The organism is Mastigocoleus testarum BC008 (assembly GCF_001456025.1).
GTDB lineage: Bacteria > Cyanobacteriota > Cyanobacteriia > Cyanobacteriales > Nostocaceae > Mastigocoleus > Mastigocoleus testarum.
In genome coordinates, this window is the sequence record NZ_LMTZ01000085.1 from 17953 (window position 1) to 36494 (window position 18542).

At 37.5% G+C, this 18542-nt stretch carries 16 protein-coding genes and 1 tRNA gene; 3 read left to right on the forward strand and 14 right to left on the reverse strand.

What is annotated here, in order from left to right:
* Positions 1 to 224 precede the first annotated feature (224 nt).
* The 8 genes from BC008_RS13995 to BC008_RS14030 all read right to left on the reverse strand — a co-directional run bounded on the left by BC008_RS13995 (position 225) and on the right by BC008_RS14030 (position 8266).
* Complete coding sequence (locus BC008_RS13995; protein ID WP_036268251.1) at positions 225 to 1436, reverse strand: DUF4159 domain-containing protein; 1212 nt, start codon at positions 1434 to 1436, stop codon at positions 225 to 227.
* Positions 1437 to 2165: 729 nt separating this feature from the next.
* Complete coding sequence (locus BC008_RS14000) at positions 2166 to 3458, reverse strand: FAD-dependent monooxygenase (RefSeq protein ID WP_027846256.1); 1293 nt, start codon at positions 3456 to 3458, stop codon at positions 2166 to 2168.
* 75 nt (positions 3459 to 3533) lie between these two features.
* Positions 3534 to 5222 carry a purple acid phosphatase family protein gene (locus BC008_RS14005; protein ID WP_027846257.1) on the reverse strand — a complete coding sequence of 563 codons (1689 nt, stop codon included), beginning with the start codon at positions 5220 to 5222 and terminating at the stop codon, positions 3534 to 3536.
* A gap of 410 nt (positions 5223 to 5632) precedes the next feature.
* A tRNA-Pro gene (locus BC008_RS14010) sits at positions 5633 to 5706 on the reverse strand.
* Positions 5707 to 5964: 258 nt separating this feature from the next.
* On the reverse strand, positions 5965 to 6330 hold the full coding sequence (locus tag BC008_RS14015) for a DUF1818 family protein (RefSeq protein WP_027846258.1): 366 nt from the start codon (positions 6328 to 6330) through the stop codon (positions 5965 to 5967).
* Between the two features lie 169 nt (positions 6331 to 6499).
* A complete protein-coding gene (locus BC008_RS14020; protein WP_027843725.1) occupies positions 6500 to 7030 on the reverse strand; it encodes a hypothetical protein in 531 nt (176 codons plus the stop codon).
* A 36-nt stretch (positions 7031 to 7066) separates the two neighbouring features.
* On the reverse strand, positions 7067 to 7303 hold the full coding sequence (locus BC008_RS14025; protein ID WP_027843726.1) for a DNA-directed RNA polymerase subunit omega: 237 nt from the start codon (positions 7301 to 7303) through the stop codon (positions 7067 to 7069).
* 66 nt (positions 7304 to 7369) lie between these two features.
* A complete protein-coding gene (locus BC008_RS14030) occupies positions 7370 to 8266 on the reverse strand; it encodes a phytanoyl-CoA dioxygenase family protein (RefSeq protein WP_027843727.1) in 897 nt (298 codons plus the stop codon).
* A gap of 580 nt (positions 8267 to 8846) precedes the next feature.
* Here BC008_RS14030 and BC008_RS14035 point away from each other — a divergent pair.
* The gene (locus BC008_RS14035) at positions 8847 to 9572 is read left to right on the forward strand and encodes a TerC family protein (RefSeq protein WP_027843728.1); all 726 of its coding nucleotides are present in this window, start codon (positions 8847 to 8849) and stop codon (positions 9570 to 9572) included.
* A gap of 212 nt (positions 9573 to 9784) precedes the next feature.
* Here BC008_RS14035 and ndk read toward each other — a convergent pair whose 3' ends face one another.
* Positions 9785 to 10234, reverse strand: coding sequence for a nucleoside-diphosphate kinase (gene ndk / locus BC008_RS14040; RefSeq protein WP_027843729.1), 450 nt, complete (start codon positions 10232 to 10234; stop codon positions 9785 to 9787).
* Positions 10235 to 10949: 715 nt separating this feature from the next.
* Between ndk and speA the strand changes: the two genes are divergently transcribed.
* The gene (speA, locus tag BC008_RS14045; protein ID WP_027843730.1) at positions 10950 to 12980 is read left to right on the forward strand and encodes a biosynthetic arginine decarboxylase; all 2031 of its coding nucleotides are present in this window, start codon (positions 10950 to 10952) and stop codon (positions 12978 to 12980) included.
* Between the two features lie 282 nt (positions 12981 to 13262).
* Here the strand turns inward: speA and BC008_RS14050 are convergent, their stop codons facing one another.
* From BC008_RS14050 to BC008_RS14065, 4 genes are all read right to left on the reverse strand, one after another.
* Positions 13263 to 14432, reverse strand: coding sequence for a sugar phosphate nucleotidyltransferase (locus tag BC008_RS14050; RefSeq protein WP_027843731.1), 1170 nt, complete (start codon positions 14430 to 14432; stop codon positions 13263 to 13265).
* Between the two features lie 253 nt (positions 14433 to 14685).
* Positions 14686 to 15522 (reverse strand): segregation/condensation protein A, encoded by an 837-nt coding sequence (locus BC008_RS14055; RefSeq protein WP_027843732.1) that lies wholly within the window; start codon positions 15520 to 15522, stop codon positions 14686 to 14688.
* A 70-nt stretch (positions 15523 to 15592) separates the two neighbouring features.
* Positions 15593 to 15964 (reverse strand): LapA family protein, encoded by a 372-nt coding sequence (locus tag BC008_RS14060; RefSeq protein WP_036265708.1) that lies wholly within the window; start codon positions 15962 to 15964, stop codon positions 15593 to 15595.
* A gap of 442 nt (positions 15965 to 16406) precedes the next feature.
* Positions 16407 to 17444 carry an AI-2E family transporter gene (locus BC008_RS14065; protein ID WP_036265709.1) on the reverse strand — a complete coding sequence of 346 codons (1038 nt, stop codon included), beginning with the start codon at positions 17442 to 17444 and terminating at the stop codon, positions 16407 to 16409.
* Between the two features lie 199 nt (positions 17445 to 17643).
* Between BC008_RS14065 and pdxH the strand changes: the two genes are divergently transcribed.
* Positions 17644 to 18288, forward strand: a complete 645-nt coding sequence (pdxH, locus tag BC008_RS14070; protein WP_027843734.1) for a pyridoxamine 5'-phosphate oxidase — start codon at positions 17644 to 17646, stop codon at positions 18286 to 18288.
* 23 nt (positions 18289 to 18311) lie between these two features.
* On the opposite strand, the gene BC008_RS14075 is transcribed toward pdxH, so the two are convergent.
* Complete coding sequence (locus tag BC008_RS14075) at positions 18312 to 18542, reverse strand: hypothetical protein (RefSeq protein ID WP_027843735.1); 231 nt, start codon at positions 18540 to 18542, stop codon at positions 18312 to 18314.

The window sequence follows — 18542 nt, forward strand, 5'->3', positions numbered from 1 at the left end:
TAATTTGATAAATTTAATTTTATTATTTTGTTAAAAGATAAACCTAAATTTCAAATTATCTGTATCCTTTTACCTATTTCTTATACCAAATCCGATTTTTAAAACCCCTTTATATTTTTTTGGATTTTCCCCTACACTTCCTACACCTCCCACACTTCACCCTCTCATTCTAAAAAGGGGTAATTAACCCGGACTTAGTATTATCTCCTATTACCTAAAATTCATTAACGAAGATAAGATTTATTAGAATCCATACTTGTCTCTTGTAATAACTGAGTCATATGTCGTCTTTGCAAAGCAAAATTAAGTATGTTAATCCCAAACTCTTGAGCCGAACGAATCTCATGACGTTCTAAATCTAAATTTTCATCCAATCCCCAAGCTGCAGATAAATCGCCCTCTATTAAAATTATTCCACCACCATTCCACAGCTGGACAGACTGTTGATTGATTTGGGGAGGTTTTGCAAATAAAAAAGGTTGCGATCGCAATGGATGATTCGCACTAAGTCTTCGCCAAGATTGCAAAGAAATTTGAAACTGATATGCAACTGCTTTCTTCACTTTCTCTGAGCGATCGCTATTTGGAGAAGGAAGTTCAATAAGAATTACACCACCCGTTTTCAAATATTGGGTGAACCTTTCTAATTCTGTATCGTACAAATTCATAGCTTGTAATCCAGCAACATAAACCAGATCGTAATCGTTGAGGTCAGTATCAAGATTAACCTGTCCAACCTCCGTTGAACCATGGAAGTTCGGATAAAGACTAGATACGGATTGCATTAAATATAGAAGATTTTCACAAGTTGCAGTAAGGGTTGTTGCAACTCTGATAATCGCTTGTGGTCTAGCCTTTGCGAAACGACGATGGTGTAAATTTATCTGGTTGTATCCTGGGAAAAGTATATCTTCTGGGTTTTCTAGTTCTACTATCCCCGAGCGTAACTCAATGCGACATAATTCTACTTCTCGATCTGTGGGTGGAGTGGTTTTTTCATCAAATCGAAACCACTCTCGAAGCAAATGACTCGAGTTTACTTTCTCTCCTGGATTATCCGGTTCGACATAGCTTGCAACTAAATATACTGTTAGGGTTCCTGTTGTGGGAGCACTGGTAGCAATTCTAAACTTGCGGTCTATGGATGGATCGACAATGATTGGGTTTCCATCTAAATCAATCGCTATTCCTGGTTGAATTTCTACCCAACGTTTGTCCCTAAATCTTGCATTTGCTTCCGATGGAGCTTGAATAACTCTTACTCCTAAACCGCAAACAATACCTGGTTCGTTTAGAGACTGATAGTGAACATTTTGTCGATGTCGATGATAACGATGAGCTAATCCCCAACGTTCTGCATTCATCATCAAACCGTCATAGACATGAAGGCGTTGTAAGGGTTGAGGAAATGGTGGGGGAAAAGATTGATTAACCATTTTAGAATTTACAATATTCTTGTACCAAGTAGTTACAGATACTTGGAAAATTTTTATCTACTATCTACAAAAAATAAATTATAGGTTTTATTCCAGAAATAAATTTCCCAATAATAAAAGTTGCCAAAAATTAATTTATTTAAGCAATTAGATTATTACATTAGTTTATTATCAATTTATTATCAAGATTCAAAGCAAATTGAAAGCAGTTAATACAGAAGCTAGAGTTTTTTGAGAAAAAGTACAATCTGGTAAACACATAATATTTAGGATAAAAAAATTACATTAAATACAATAATCGCAATGTTAAATATGACACTTTGCGTTAGTTGCTTTTGACTTAATAAATATATTTTGGCTTGGTAAAACGATTTTAAAAAGTTTTTTCGAGTTTAGATCTAATTTTTATTTTCTTTGGTAATTGGTAATTGGTATACGCCCGCGCCTAACGGCGTTAGCGGTAGCGTGACGTTAGCCATAAGCACTGCGTGCCGCCGCTGAGAAGGTGCTGCGCGTTTGGACGCATCCTATGGATGAACGTGGCGCAATACCTACGGTACACTGGGTTAGCAGCCGCGCGTTCTTAGCGACATATGGTAATTGGTAATTGGTAACTGTTAGCGATCGCTAATTTATAGGGCAAAACCAACTAATACAATGTAATTAATATTGCTGTCAAAGAAAACTAAACTTATAAATTTTTTTTAAAGATGATTTATACTCAACATCTCAAACAGTTAATTTTACATTTGTCACGCCATGACGCATTTGATGTTGTCTTTCGATCCAAGATTCGCGAATTTTCCAATGGAATAACCGAGCCAATTTAAATATCAGCGTTCGCAATAATGGATTTTTTGGAATTGATTTATTTTGTTCTGTTTCCGTTGCTTGGAGTTCTTGAACGCGAATAATTTCTGCCTCTCGTTCTGCTTGAATTTTGGCGAATGCAGCATCAATTAATTCATATTTAGTTTTTTCGGGACTAGTTTTTTCAAATCCAAATTCTTCAGATCCATTTTTTTCAGATTCACATTCTTCAGAATTAGATTTTTCAAACCGAGTATTTTTATTTAGTAACGGTACCAGGTGATTAACAGTAACAATTACATCGCGTAATGCAACATTAATACCTTGAGCGCGTACAGGAGCCATTGGATGAGCAGCATCACCTAAAAGTATCACTCCAGGAGCATACCAGGACGGACAACGACCGATAACAACTGATAATTTAATGGGTCGTTCGATTGTATCAGCATGGGTAACAAAATGTTCTGCAAGCCATGATGGTGAGAGTGATGCAAAAATTTCAGCCCATTCAACTTTTGTTCTGTCGGTATTTGTATCTCCCATTAAAGTCCAAGCGAGATGTAGTTTTCCCGGATCGGCTCCATGAAATACAGCAAAAGCTTCTTCACCGTTACCGATCGCACAAAACAGATTATTTTCTACAAAGCGAGGATGGGCTAAAAGCTTGAACCAAAGAACATCCATATCCTTTGGTTGACGCTCCAACTTTAATCCAGCACGTTGTCGAACAACAGAATTACGTCCATCTGCACCAACCACAACATCAGCAGTAATTTCCCTACCGTCGTTTAGCTTTACTCCAGCAACACGATTATCAACACGCAGTAAATCTTTTATTGCAACGCCTTGAAGAAATTCAAAATTTTCGTATTTTTTAGCTTGATTAACTAAAGCTTCTAATAGGGGTGGTTGAGATACCAGAGTACATGCTTTAGTTCCAGTTTCTATCGGTTCGTCAACCCGAAATAAAGATTTCTTACCTAAAATAAATTCCCATCCATCTAATCTTCGATGCGGAACCCCTTCCAGTAAATGAGATAATCCCATTTGTTCTAACGCATCTAAACCACTTGGCATTAATCCTTCACCACGAAACACTCGGTGAAAATCTGTAGTTGCTTCAATTAATGTGACACTAATACCACGTTCTACGAGCAATAGAGCAAGTGTAGCACCAGTCGGACCTGCTCCTGCAATTGCGACTTGTACCATACTTATTCTCCCTTCGTCTCGTTTATACGTGTAATTTTATTGTAGTAATTTCAACAGATGTGAGGAGAAACAGCTTTACTTTAATTCAAATTCGTCAAACTTAATTGCTTCAGATTCAGGTTTACGAGTATCAAATAAATAACTACTTACCCTACCGCTACCGGTATCAAAAATACTAAAAACTGTAATTTCATTACTAGAAATATAAGGTAAAAGTTCGCCATCCTCGCTGACCATTGGTGCAATTGTGGGAACTACGGGTTCTAAACCATAGGGATCGCCAGTTTCAACATAATTTACGTCAGCATTTCCATCACTCTTTTTCGGCACATGTTTTCGCTTTTGCTCTCCATAACTCGCACCATAGGAATTACCAACATTCGAGGTTTCTAAAAAGTGCATTCCTTCGGGACTAACAAACCGATTCCATAGGTGAGAATGTCCGTAAAAAACTAGTTGTACCCCTGCTTCTTCAAGTAAAGGAATTAAGTCTTGGGTAATATAATCTTGCTCTTTGGGATACTCATAACGCACCTCTTTTGTCCGACCATCTTCATCCGATGTAACTACTTGCACAGGATTGGTATATGCTGGGACAATATTACCTCCCAAAGTATGGGGAGGATGATGTAGCATCACAACTTTATATTTGGCTTGTTTAAATTCCAGACTATTAAGCTCTGATTTTAACCAATTATATTGAGCGCTACCTTTATTAATTGGTTCATATATATGTTGTCCGTAACCCCAGTTTTCCGGATTATCTAAATCTGCTTCTGGTTCTGCGTACTTTCCTTTGCTCCCATTATCAGTGGTATGAAAACGCCACATTCTAGTTGCATATAAAACAACTAAACGTACGTCACCAAAAGTAACAGCATAATAAGTTTTACCCCCTTCTTGACTTTGAGGAAGAGTAAAAATTTCCTCGTAAGTATCGCTATTAAAAGAATTATTTTTTAGAGATTGGTCATCTAAAGATTTGTCATCTAAAGATTTTTCACCATAAAACTTGCGGGCAAATTCGCGGGGAATGGTATCGTTAAATTCACCAACTAGACTTTTCTCTCGTTCAAAACGTCCCATAATTTCATGATTCCCAATACAGGTAAACATGGGTGCGCATTGAATAATTTGTCCGCCAGTATAAATGTTTTCTCTACCTTCATGTGCGATCGCATATTTAGCACGACCTTGTAAACAAGGGAAAAAACCATTACCCCGATTATCATCAAACCATTCGCTAGCGCGATCGGGAATATTTACTAAATCTCCAGCAAACCAAACCGCATCAACTCTCCCAATAGTTTCTACTACTTTTTGAAGATTTGCTGCGACCATCGGTTTGATTTGATGGTCGGAAGTCAAAAGTATTTTCAAAGGAACATTGGGTGGTGGTGAAGGAGTAAGTGTGAATATACTACTACTTATTGTTTTTCCATCTTCCATTACGCTGGTGACGCGATAACTAACCCGTTTCCCAGGAGTTAAGTTAGTTAGTTCGGCTTCATGTCGCCAAATATCTCGTTTTACAGGATGTTTGTAAATTTGTCCGTCTTCTGTTTGGTCTCCAACTCTTGATTTTTGGTCTTCTCGCACCCGACTGAGTTGAGTTGTTTTGGCAAACACTGTTTGAGCAAGATTCTCACCGTATGCTACTAGGTGTCCATCACCAGCAAACTCCGAGAACCAAACAACTCTTACGGAAGTTTCTGTCGGTAACTGTAAAAATGGATCTGTAAGCAGTTTGGGGGCTGATAGCATATACATAATCACCTAGGTAAACGCACGTTTACCAGGTTAAGGTATCATTTATTAAATTTATAAAAAGTAAGGTAACAACTAGAAGAAACTAAACACTAATAACCACTTTACTTTATTTCTTTTTCAAATAGAAATCTCCTAGAGGTCAGATATTATTTGCAATAACTGCAGTATCACACATCTACATAACATATCTACATATAGGAATAATTGTGCAAAAATTACTGTGCGACAATAGATTTCTTAAAATTATTTTGCAACCACTAATTATTTAATAACGATCGCAACAATTACCAGAATCAAATATCTACCAAGAAAGTCCTCTAATTTCATACTTCTAGAGAATATACTTAGTAATAAAATTTGTCAGATATATGTATCTGTACGAATTATGTTTCTTAATACATTAATCGGAGCGGCGGGATTTGAACCCACGACCTCCACTACCCCAAAGTGGCGCGCTACCAAGCTGCGCTACGCCCCGGAAAATTCGCCTAAATCTTGAAAAAATATTAGGGAATATCCAAGCTTATCAAGCCAACTAAAATATATTAACACAAACTTCAAAGAAAACAATAGATTTTTTGAAAAAGCGATAGGGAACTGGCGACTGGCGACTAGGGACTGGCGACTGGGTATTAATAATTGGGAATCAAGAACAGAGTTGATTAACTAAATTTAAATCAGAAAGATTCATTTTTCACATCGCTACACCACATAATAGTTTGCGGCATTCTGTTCCCTAAAAAACCTTCAACATTCCAGCAGCTTGCAATAAACCAGGAACTGCAGAAGCTTCCCATTCACCTTCTACACAACGTCCAGTATTAAGAATGAAACGTAAACCATAAGCGTGGGGATAGCCTTCTATTTCCATCCACAACAAATCACTTTCAGCCTCACAAGCAATTTTTTCCTCATCCATTAACTCACAAGCAATTATTTCTACACTTTGGGCTAATTGTTGTAGTAGCCGACAAAAGTCTTCTAACTCTTGATTTGTGAGTTCGATCGCCCAATCATCCGTACCAACTAAACCTTGATATATGGGAGCATTTGGATTCCAGCCTATGCGCCAACCAGATCCACTTTTTACTACACGTTCCATCGGGAGATTGGTAATTGGTAATTGGTAATTGGTAATTGGTAATTGGTAATTGGTAATTGGTAATTGGTAATTGGTATTGAGTAAGAGTATTACTCCTGACTTCTGACTTCTGACTTCTGACTTCTAACTCCTGATTCCTGACTCCTGACTCCTGATTCCTGACTCCTGACTATTGAGATCTAGAAGTAAAAATATCTACGAGAACTTGTACCAAGGCGTTGCGCTCAGAACGACTTAAACTAGCAATAGCAGCGCGATCGCCCTCTAAAGGATTTTTTCTTAAAGTGTCGTGACCCGGGTACTGATTATCGTACATAATCTCATTTGCACCCAAATAATCAGCTAATGTTAACTTCCAATCCAGGCGATAATTTGGAGCGCGTCCTTTTTGGTTGAGATGATATTGAATCATCCGTCGAGCTAAAGTATTGTTTTGTGCTACTTTACGCTTTCCTTTTGCGACATATTTATTTTCTTTGGGGAAGTCAGGCAATTTTTGATAAACTTGTCGCCAAACATTGCCAGAACTAGTAAATTGAGCTAGTGCTGCTTGATGATTTACTAGTTCAGAACTAACTACACAAAAATTAAAAATTGCTGCTGCTGTTAAAACCAGAATGGACCCCCGCTTAAAAGGGGGCTGGGTTTGAGCTTTTTCTGGTTTGAGCAATTTTGCGAGCGATTGCAATTTGTTGCTCATCCTTTGAGATTAAAAAGTTTATTGTTTCGATCTAATCTACATGTCACCAATGATTTCTGGTTGCGTCAGTTCGTCTGACATTTCGATAATTGCCCGCAATACAGGTTTCATCATCGCATCTTCAGCACTTTCAAAATCTTCGTAGCGCCTACGTTTGGCACGATTTGCTACCTGAACTGTAATTCGGTAACGATTTGAGGCAGCACTAATCAAGTCCTCAGCACGGTGCATAATCTGAGACTGAGTTGTCTCGAATTTGGAACGCTTGAGCATAATGACGCTATTGTTTCAGGTCTCTCTAAGTTTAGCAGTATCATTCTGATTTGAACCTGTATCTTATCAGTTTTGGGGCATCATCGAACTCAAACATTTAACTTGACGTTCTGTAAGTTCGCTGGTGAGTTCTATCCAATCAGCTTGAGATAATTTAAATTTTTGACGCAATTTTAAAGGCTTGAAAGAGGTGTAGCTGTAGGTAAGGGATAATCTATCCGATCTGATTGGGGCTTTCAGACGATGAAACATGTTACAGACATCAGTAATTATTACTGTTCCAGCCTTTCCGGTACAAGTTTGCCAATGCTCTGGAGATAAAAGTTTTGCCATTGTTTCGTCTTTAACAAACCCAGACTTATATCTCAGTAGCTTCACTAATAATTTAGATATATGTTTGGGAATATATTCAAACGGTCCGTTATCTTCATCTACATCATTTAAATAGATAATGATTTTTACCATCCGGTAATCTTCTGTATCTTGATGCCACCTTCTCGCACCAACTAGTTTACCGTTAGCAACTTCTCGCTTAAATTCATAACCGTGATAAAGTAATGGTAATTGAATATAATTTTCCATTGTATTTATCAATTTTTCTTGTAGACTCCAAGAAAAAATTTCTCGATATTTTAAACTCTCTGAAATCGGCAATTTAACCAAGTGATTACCGTTACTGGGCATCCTACCTAGCTTAGATGATAATTTTTTTGCAGTATTGAAAAAATATTCTGTTCGCTCGGCTTCTAAAGTTTCTAAAGAACTAACAAATATACCTTCATTCAATAGACCTGTGAGTATATTTTTCCCCATATAAGGGAGAGAAGGTAAAGAATTTGCGTGCTCGAGAAAATGCTTTTTTCGCATATTTCCGGCAATTGTTTTCCAAGGTTCGGAATTAAGTAGGTCTCGCCTGATTTTACCTGGTATGTACTGAAGTTGCTCTAGCCCTGATGTTTTCATATCTTTATATAGCTATTCACTATACTCACACAGGGCAGGATTATATTCTTGAGCAGATATCAAGTCAATTTATTCATATAATTGTTTACTAACATCGATATAATTGCTTATTAAGCTGCTAGGGGGAAGCTTTGTATCTTTTGTATCTATTGATTACCCGAGCATCAGACTGATGGGGGAGTTATACCAATTAAACTTAAATAAAATATAGTAAAAGATATTTTAGTCTAGTCTAAACTTAGAACTATGCAGATATCTTAAGCAGAAATAACTTTTTGGCAACCAACTTTAGATAATTTGATTGTAATTTTTTCTTAGCATCATTTTGGCGACAGGGAAAACCTTATTAAAAGAAAAAAACTATTAATACATAAACTTACTGCTGCAAGTTAAGCTGGATTAAAGTAGCCATTTACGGGATTCACGCTTTCTCTAACCAAGGAATAAAGGTTTTGAGATTTTGACTCTTCCCAAAACCCCCTTTCTTGTCGGAAATAGCATCCTTCCCGGATGTGTTGCGCTATTTACATCAAAAGCTTTATACCCGATCGTTTTTCATTCGCGCTGCTTAAAAATTCGGATGCTAGACCAAATTTTTGAATACCTCCACTTTAATTTCAGTGTAGAAGCTCCTATAGTTCTGCTGTTACTCGTCTTTTTAGAAGCAGTTCTATCTGCTGATAATGCAATTGCATTAGCTGCGATCGCTCAAGGTTTGGAAGATAAAAAACTAGAAGAAAAAGCACTTAATATTGGTTTAATATTTGCTTACATTTTGCGAATTGGTTTACTTTTGACAGCCACCTGGGTAGAAAATTTTTGGCAATTCGAGCTTTTGGGTGCAGCTTACTTACTGTGGCTAGTATTTCAACATTTTTCTTCCGAGGAAGATGACGAACATCACCATCACGGTCCTCGTTTTAGTTCTTTGTCACAGGTTATACCAATAATTGCTTTAACGGACTTGGCGTTTTCCCTAGACAGTGTTACCACTGCAATTGCTGTTTCTGATGAGACTTGGTTAGTAATAGCAGGTACTACAATCGGAGTAATCACTTTGCGGTTTATGGCTGGTTTATTTATCCGTTGGCTGGATGAATTTGTTAATTTAGAAGATGCTGGTTACATAACAGTTGCTTTGGTGGGCTTACGCTTATTAGCAAAGGTATTTAACGAAGCTTTTGTACCCCCACAATGGTTAATGGTCAGTATCATTGCTGTGATTCTTGCTTGGGGATTTTCTAAACGAAATGTTTCCGAATTAACAAAAACAAGCGAACATAGCGAAGCATCCAATCAAGGATAACCAATCAAAGGGTAATAACTTATTCCTGAAGATGAGTGGGTGTTAGCTTAACCCTTCACCTAGAAATGGGAGATGAGGAAGTTTTGAGTGTAATAAGTCTGGAGAAAATACACGCTTGCGATAATCGCAAGCTATAATTTACTCTTGCAAAAATATAATCTAACTTTACTATTCCCCATTTCCCATTTTCTAAGTGTGAATTTAATCGTGAATTATTCTTGTAACCAAGGTTTCATCTGTGATTCCCAAGTAACCAGTTCTTCATCACTAAACCACAGAGAAATCTCTCTTTGGGCTGTTTCAATTGCATCCGAACCATGGATTAAATTGCGACCAATATTCACACCAAAATCACCTCGGATAGTTCCTGGTTCTGCTGTTAATGGATTGGTTGCTCCAATCATCTTTCTAGCTGCAGCAACGACACCTTCTCCTTCCCAAACCATGGCGATGATCGGTCCAGAAGTAATAAAATTTACTAAGCTAGAGAAAAATGGTCTTTCTTTGTGAACATCATAGTGGGATTCAGCTAATTCTTTACTCACCTTCATAAATTTCATTCCGACAAGTGTAAAACCTTTGGTTTCAAAGCGTCGGACAATTTCACCCACCAATCCACGCTGAACCCCATCGGGCTTAATTGCTAAAAAAGTGCGTTCCAAAGCTATCTCCTAATATTTTGATGTACGTAGTCGTCATTTATCATGTGCCATTAGCCCCTTGTCCTTACTCTTAGTCATTGATGAAATTACTATGAGCCTCGACTAATTGCTTGCTACAGATGACAGATGACCGATCAGAGTGTAGTTTATCTCAGAAATTGCAATACGAACACCAACGTAAAGGCTGTAACTGAAGTTTTTATTTTTCAAGCTTGTTATGCAAGAGGACATGAATTTATTGATTTAGTATCAACTGCCTGTATAAAATATTTGAGAGTTTCAATTTGAGAGTTTCAATTTGATAGTTTCAAGATTTTGGAATCTAAAGTCTGGGATTTTGAAATTCAGGGTGCTGAAATTTAAAACCTTGAAGTCCAGGATCCTGAAATTGAGAAACCTAAAATTAAGAAATCTGAAACTGAGGAGCCTAAATTACCAAAACCTAAATTTTTCGAATCTAAATCTTTGGAATCTAAATTTTTGAGTCCTAAATTTTTTTGTTCTTCCTTCTGACTTTTTGTAAATTAATTTTTTATAGATGAGTTTTTATAAATGAATTTTATTACCTATTTATTGAGTATATTTTGTCAAGTATCTACTGATGCTAACGGTCTATGTTACAACGTATAAGAAAGATAGCCAATTTTGATATTCTCCTCAAAAATAAATAGGTTAAATTGCAAGCTCGCCGGTGTTACATAAAGGTCAGGAAGAAATGGGTGTTAAGTCAACTGCTGCTTCCTCTGAGGTGGTAAATTCACATTCAGATAAGACGCCAGTCTCACTCAATGGCGGTAGGAAGAAACAAGATATACAGATGTTACCGCCGTCTACAGTTCAGGAAGTACCACCTAACCAATGGACAATAGAAAAGAGTGAAGCACTTTACCGAATAGAAGGTTGGGGACAACCTTACTTTTCAATTAATGCTGCTGGTCATGTGACTGTTTCTCCCAAAGGAGATCGTGGTGGTTCTCTAGATTTATATGAGTTAGTAAATGCTCTCAAGCTACGAAATTTGGGTTTACCCCTGTTAATTCGCTTTTCTGATATCTTAGAAAATCGGATTGAAATTTTAAATGCTTGCTTTGCTAAAGCGATCGCCCGTTACAATTATCCCGGCGATTATTGTGGAGTTTTCCCCGTAAAGTGTAACCAACAACGTCATTTAATTGAAGATTTAGTTCGCTTTGGTAAACCCCATCAATTTGGTTTAGAAGCTGGTTCTAAGCCGGAATTAATGATTGCTTTAGCGTTACTTGACACTCCGGGTGCACCATTAATTTGTAACGGTTATAAAGACCGCGAATACATAGAAACGGCTATGTTAGCCCAGAAAATTGGGCAAATGCCGATTATAGTTTTAGAACAAATTGAAGAAGTCGATCTGGTAATTGAAGTCAGCGAACAATTAGGAATTAAACCCATCCTTGGTGTTAGAGCTAAACTTAGCACTAGAGGAATGGGACGTTGGGGAACATCTTCTGGAGATCGTGCTAAATTTGGTTTGACAATTCCCGAAATTATTAATGCAGCAGATAAGCTCAGGGATGCCGATCTGTTAGATTCTTTCCAATTGTTACATTTTCATGTCGGCTCACAAATTAGCGCAATTAACGTAATTAAAGACGCCATTCAGGAAGCCAGCCAAATTTATGTGGAACTGGCGTTGCTGGGCGCAAACATGAAGTATCTTGACGTTGGTGGTGGTTTGGGTGTGGATTATGACGGTTCCCAAACTAATTTTTATGCTTCCAAAAATTACAACATGCAAAACTATGCCAACGATATTGTGGCAGAGTTAAAAGATACCTGCGCTGAAAGAAATATACCTGTACCGACACTTATTAGTGAAAGTGGACGAGCAGTTGCATCCCATCAATCAGTTTTAATTTTTGATGTACTCAGCACATCTGAAGTACCTTTTGAAGCTCCAGAAGCACCACGGGAAGGTGAATCTCAAGTTATTAGTTATCTGTGGGAAACTTATCAATTAATTAGTGAAGAAAATTATCAGGAAGCATATCACGATGCAGCTCAATTTAAAGAGGAAGCAATCAGTCGGTTTAATTTAGGAATTTTACCACTCAGAGAACGTGCAAAAGCAGAGCGACTTTACTGGGCTTGTTGTCATAAAATTCTTAGTATTACCAGACAACAGGAATATGTCCCTGATGATTTGGAAGACTTAGAAGAAATAATGGCTTCCATTTATTATGCCAATCTTTCAGTATTTCAATCTGCTCCAGATTGCTGGGCTATTGACCAGTTATTTCCAATAATGCCCATTCACCGTTTGGATGAAGAACCAACCCATAGAGGGATTTTAGCAGATTTGACCTGCGATAGCGATGGAAAGATTGATCGCTTTATCGACCTTCGAGATGTGAAGTCGGTATTAGAACTGCATGCTTTTAAAACTGGAGAACCGTACTACTTGGGTATGTTTTTGAATGGAGCTTACCAAGAAATAATGGGGAACCTACATAATCTGTTTGGGGATACAAATGCAGTTCATATCCAGCTAACACCCAAAGGATATCAAATCGAACATGTTGTTAAGGGTGACACAATGAGTGAAGTGGTAAGTTACGTGCAGTATGACTCAGAAGATTTGGTCGAAAAAATTCGCCAACGCTGCGAACTTGCTTTGGAAGATAAGCAGATTACCTTGTCAGAATCCCAAAAATTATTACAAACTTACGAGCAAAGTTTGAGTCGATATACTTATTTGCTCAAAAGTTAGAATTTAGCCATAACTTAGAAATCAACGAAAGTTCTGAGTTTTGAGTTCTGAGTTTTGAGTTCTGAGTTTTGAGTTTTGAGTTCTGAATTTTGAATTCTGGGTTTTGACTTTTAACTTCACCCTAAGCGACTCCTCCCCGCAAACTTTGTGGGGAGGGAGAGATAATTCACCAGCATGAAATAAAACCAGAAAGGTATATTGCTGATGTTATGGGGATTAAAAAACCCCAATCAAGCCGTATTTATTAATATGGGGACGTTAATTTGCGATCGACTACTTGTGTTAGCTGCCATTAGTTTGCAACAATTCAGCGATCGCTTGTCTTTCCATAGGAGTGGTAGATGGTGGTGTTTGACGAGTATCTGTAATCAACCAATCTAAAGATGCTGCTTGAACGTCAATTGATGCGCCAGTTTTATCCACGCAGTAGCGTCCAAAGACTAATTTATCAACTAATCTAACTCCTGCTCCTAAACGAGAATATTCAAAGATTACGCTATTTTCTACAGTCGTATCACTACACACCCAGCAATTCGGACCAATCATAGTTGGACCAATAATTTTTGCCCCATCTTCAATTTTAGTCATTGCACCGATATAAACAGGACCTTGGATATCTACTTTGTCCCAATTTACATTTACGTTCAAGCCAGTATAAACTCCAGGTGCAACTTCATGACCGGGTATGCTAACGTTCTTAATTTTCCCTGTTAATACTCCTTGAATTGCTTGCCAATAATCGGGAACCTTACCAATATCTACCCACTGAAAGTCCATTGGTATTGCGTAAAAAGGAGCGCCGATTTCTACCAATTTAGGAAATAGCTCCCCACCAATATCGTACTCTACCCCTGAGGGAATGTACTTAAATATTTCTGGTTCAAATATATAAATACCAGTACTAATGTTAGTACTTTTGGCTTCTTCTACTTTAGGTTTTTCTTGAAATTCTTTGACGCGACCTTCTTCATCAGTAACAACGATCCCGTAACTAGAAACCTGATCTTTAGGAACAGATTTCATCACAATAGTTGCAATTGAGCCTTTGGACTTATGCCACTTTAAAGCTTCTGTCAAGTTTAGGTCGATTAAAGCATCCCCACACAAAACCACAAAGGTATCATCAAAGAAGGGAGAAAAATCCTGAATTCGTTTCATCCCTCCTGCAGAACCAATGGCTTCCCCTACTAATTTGCCATTATCATCAATTCTTCCCTCAAAAGAATAGGCGATCTGCACGCCAAAGCGCTGACCATCACGGAAATAACTTTCTATTTCCTCAGCCAAATGGCTAACGTTGACCATAATTTGATCGAATCCATGTTGACGCAGCAACTCCAACAAAAATTCCATCACTGGCTTTTGTAGGATGGGGATCATTGGTTTGGGTGTGACGTAGGTAATAGGACGAACGCGAGTTCCTTTACCCGCTGCTAGAATCATCGCCTTCATAAATATTTATTCCTCAACCAAAAGCCAGTGTACGATCGTCAAGTGATACTTAGTCATCAGTTTATTTATGTTCTTAGTCATCACTGTGCCGGATGGATTAGCATGCAACTCCTCACTTATTCAATTCATAAGTAGTTACAGGAAAATCCATTATCTATCTTTAACCTATTTACTCAGATTTTGGGTTTTACTAAAAAAAACTCCATGAAATAAAACTTGGGTCACAAATTCGCCTACATTACTTCTACCTAAATTACTTCGTCGATATATCTATAGGTTGCTCGGGATTGATAGTTCGAGCAAGCAAGCGAACTTTTACCTCTTGGTAAAAGTCCTCCTGAAATAATTCGACTTTTGATTGTGCTGATAGTAATAACAATGCCCAAAATACGCTCACCGTATGAGAGTTAGGGGAATCATGACCGGGGTTTTTAAGTTGTAACTGTGTTTTCTGAGTCCATAATGTTACTAATTGCTCTAAGTTGACCCAGTTATGTTCTAATTGTAACTCCGCAGCAGAATGGTATAAAACTTGCTCTAATTCCCCTGCTACTTCCGTAAGATTTTCTTGGTGAGCCAGATCGAGTGCCGCCCGCATAGTTCTAACGGTCGGAACTCGGTTGCGACGGGGAGGCTTACTCCCCTTCTGCACTAATTTGAGTTGGCTCGCCATAATCTGTAACTGCTCGATTAATTCTGGCAAAGTTACAGGACGTTTGGCGGGCGGCATTGCGGCAGGGCGACGGCGAAGTTGTCGTTCTAGTGGGAGTCTGGCAGTTTTATAAAGTAATAAATTATCTTCATCCCCTCCTAATTCGTCTTCTGGCAAAACTTCTTCATCAACTTCTGGAGCAAGTTGCATTTGCATTAAGGTGTTTGCCTTGAATAAAACCAGCATTGAAGCCGACAAAAAAGCTTGCCCCGACTGAGATAGATCGGTCTCGTAATTTCTCGATCTTTTTTGGGGTGCCATTAATTCCAAGTATCGATCTATCACCTCTATTACCTGCACGTCCCAAGGATCGATTTTTCCTTGTTCTGCTTGGTAAATTAATTGCTGAATTGTCTCCAAAAGCTCCGAAGCATCCATTTATACACCCAGAGTCAAAAATTCACAACATTCACAATAGAAGAGGTGATAACCTTATTTTTCATATTTCTTACTCAGCGTTGGCTTCTTGCAAATCTTTTGTTTGCATTTCACCGGCTGGAGGAAGTGCAAGTTTTAAGGATTGAACTTCCTCTTGATAATTTTCTATCTTGCTCTTTAATTCTCGAATCTCCATATTTTTTTGCCGAACTTTTTGGCTGGAGATTAAATTTTGTTGTAATTGGGTCCAGACACTAAATAACCATGCCAAAATCGCCCCCAAGCCAACCGCTAGTAGGAACTCCACAACAACTGGTGCTTTCACCTCAAGGTTGGGAAGAATTTGAATTGTTGCTGGCTCGCTGTTCTGGATGGCAAATAAGACCAAACCCAAACCAAGAATAAAAATAATAACAAAGTTTAATTGCCTGACTGGAAACATCGCACTAAATTTAGGAAGTAATTAGTTAGGTTTAAGTTTTTATTTGAAACTGACAATCAGCTTCTTAGCCAATAGAACTTTATGGTCATACAACTTTTGATTTTTCCTGTTTAGATAAACCTTTTAGTTGTAGTTCACGGCAAGATAATATGAGCATAAAATCAACGAATCAAGTATAGCATGATATTTTTATCTAAATTTAATATAAAAATTAATAGAATTTTTACAAGTATAGAGATTTTTTGGAAATTTGAGTAGAGCCCAGATAAATTTAAATAAAGATGGTTTATTGTTTTTTTGATATTAAGCTAAAGAGCCGGAAAATTCCAGGTTTATTTATTTTTGATGCTTAGTTTTTTGGAATTTACGGTTAAAAAACTGTAGATAATATATTTGGTTAAACAAGTAATAGGACTTAACCTCTATTTATTCCCATTTCCCCCTAAGATCTATTGTTATTTAAAGTATCAAATGTATCTTTAATTGTTCCAGCAATAGGAATTGCAATTAGTGTCCCAAACAATCCGGCAATTTCAAATCCAATCAGTATAGACACCAAAATCCAAACAGGATTTAAGCCAATAAAATCACCAAGTAATTTTGGAGTGAGCAAATTATCTTTAAGTTGTTGAATCAAGATTGCTACCACTGCAACTTCAATCGCTAGCCAGAAACTTTGCATCAAAATTAATAAAGTCACTAAGCCAATACCTAAGGTTGCTCCAATAAAAGGGATGAGTTGGGAAATTCCAATAGTTATGGCAAATAATAGGGCAAATGGTACTCCTAGCAAAAAGAAAATAGGTGTGAGAGTTACTACCATGAATAGTGCAAGCAAAATTTGACTCAAAAAGTAATAGTGAAAATTAAGTTGTAATGACTTGGCAAAAGGGACGCGAATTTTTTTTGGTAGTATATTTATTAAACCGTGCCACACTCCTTTACCATAAAGCAGCATATAAAAACTTAAGACAACAATTAATATGAAATTAATTAGCGATGAAAACAAACTTCCTGCAAATCCCACAGCACCCTCAGGAATTTGCTGAACTAAATTTTGAATGTAAGTATTAACTTGCTCGCTAATTTGTTTAAAATCTAAAGGTAATCGTCGCCTTCTGGCTAAGTCTGCCAAATGTTCTATATTAGTTTGGGAAGCTGTTAACCAATCAGGAATTTGGTGTAGTAGCTGAATTGTTTGATCTATAACTATTGGTACAAGGGTAATAACTGAAATTACTAACAATGCTAAGGAGATTCCCAAAACAGTAATTACAGCCTGAGTTCGACTAAAACGAGCGCGCTCTAAAAATTTGACTAAATAGTTAAGTAAAAAAGCAAAAATAGCCGCTGTACCGACAAGAGTAATTGGGTGTTGGAAATACCTAAATAGTAAAGACAGCAGCCAAATGTTGAGAGCAATAATTGGACCACTTAGACCATAGAATAATAAATTTTGCACAGAGGCTGAAAGGCGCATAGGAGCAATCTGTGTGATGTGGGTTAGGCAGGATGTAATCTTTTATAGATTAAACTTTTACAGATTAAACTTTTACAGATTAAATTTTTACAGATTGAACTTTTATAGATTAAATTTCTACGGATTAGACACTTTACAAACTAAACTCTTTACAAGTAGGTTGATTAACTTTAGCTAGTCGCCAAGAATAAAAACACCGATGGATAGAACAGTAGCCGATCTTCGCAAAGATTACACCCTGCAAGAGTTAAATGAAACTGAGGTAGACCCTAACCCTGTTATACAATTTCAGAAATGGTTTGACCAAGTATGTTCGGTCGATATACCGGAACCCAATGCCATGACTGTTGCCACAGTTAGTTCTGAAGGTAAGCCCTCAGCAAGGATGGTGTTGCTTAAAGACTATGATGGCAGGGGTTTTGTTTTCTATACAAATTACAATAGTCGAAAAGGTCAAGAACTAATAGCTAATCCCCATGCTGCGCTAGTTTTTTGGTGGGCACAACTCGAACGTCAAGTTCGCATTACTGGTAGTGTAGAGAAAATTTCGGCTCAAGAATCAGATGAATATTTTCACAGTCGTCCTTTTAACAGTCGTCTAGGAGCATGGACGTCTAATCAAAGCGAAATAGTTTCCAGTCGCCAAACTTTAGAGCAGCGCTTACGAGAACTTCAAGCAAAGTATCAAGATTTAGAAGTTCCACGTCCACCCCATTGGGGAGGTTTTCGAGTCATCCCTGCAGAAATTGAGTTTTGGCAGGGACGCTCCAGTCGTTTACATGACCGCTTACTATACAGCAGACACGATGATGACACTTGGGAAATAGAACGTTTATCACCTTGAATATCAAAGTTTTCAATATTTTTTTAGTTGAGAAAAAGTTTACTCTCATCATCATCCCAAGGCGTAATGTCTTTAGCAATTGATGACTGAGTAGGATTATTTTTTTTCATGTTTTGAATTCGGCGCTGAGCACAAGGGTATTTCATTAAGGTCAAGAATAGCCAGCGCCATTTATTCAAGTTTAAGCTCTTCCCCTTAAATTTTCTTGTTGTAAGTTTTTTTGTATTTAATTTGGAAGTTTTGTTTTCATTCAT

Bases quoted from the DNA above. Each gene is read 5' to 3' on its own strand.
- BC008_RS13995 (WP_036268251.1), bottom strand. From the start codon at position 1,436: ATGGTTAATCAATCTTTTCCCCCACCATTTCCTCAACCCTTACAACGC.
- BC008_RS14000 (WP_027846256.1), bottom strand. From the start codon at position 3,458: ATGGTACAAGTCGCAATTGCAGGAGCAGGTCCGACTGGTGCTACACTT.
- BC008_RS14005 (WP_027846257.1), bottom strand. From the start codon at position 5,222: ATGCTATCAGCCCCCAAACTGCTTACAGATCCATTTTTACAGTTACCG.
- BC008_RS14015 (WP_027846258.1), bottom strand. From the start codon at position 6,330: ATGGAACGTGTAGTAAAAAGTGGATCTGGTTGGCGCATAGGCTGGAAT.
- BC008_RS14020 (WP_027843725.1), bottom strand. From the start codon at position 7,030: ATGAGCAACAAATTGCAATCGCTCGCAAAATTGCTCAAACCAGAAAAA.
- BC008_RS14025 (WP_027843726.1), bottom strand. From the start codon at position 7,303: ATGCTCAAGCGTTCCAAATTCGAGACAACTCAGTCTCAGATTATGCAC.
- BC008_RS14030 (WP_027843727.1), bottom strand. From the start codon at position 8,266: ATGAAAACATCAGGGCTAGAGCAACTTCAGTACATACCAGGTAAAATC.
- BC008_RS14035 (WP_027843728.1), top strand. From the start codon at position 8,847: ATGCTAGACCAAATTTTTGAATACCTCCACTTTAATTTCAGTGTAGAA.
- speA (WP_027843730.1), top strand. From the start codon at position 10,950: ATGGGTGTTAAGTCAACTGCTGCTTCCTCTGAGGTGGTAAATTCACAT.
- BC008_RS14050 (WP_027843731.1), bottom strand. From the start codon at position 14,432: ATGAAGGCGATGATTCTAGCAGCGGGTAAAGGAACTCGCGTTCGTCCT.
- BC008_RS14055 (WP_027843732.1), bottom strand. From the start codon at position 15,522: ATGGATGCTTCGGAGCTTTTGGAGACAATTCAGCAATTAATTTACCAA.
- BC008_RS14060 (WP_036265708.1), bottom strand. From the start codon at position 15,964: ATGTTTCCAGTCAGGCAATTAAACTTTGTTATTATTTTTATTCTTGGT.
- BC008_RS14065 (WP_036265709.1), bottom strand. From the start codon at position 17,444: ATGCGCCTTTCAGCCTCTGTGCAAAATTTATTATTCTATGGTCTAAGT.
- pdxH (WP_027843734.1), top strand. From the start codon at position 17,644: ATGGATAGAACAGTAGCCGATCTTCGCAAAGATTACACCCTGCAAGAG.
- BC008_RS14075 (WP_027843735.1), bottom strand. From the start codon at position 18,542: ATGAATGAAAACAAAACTTCCAAATTAAATACAAAAAAACTTACAACA.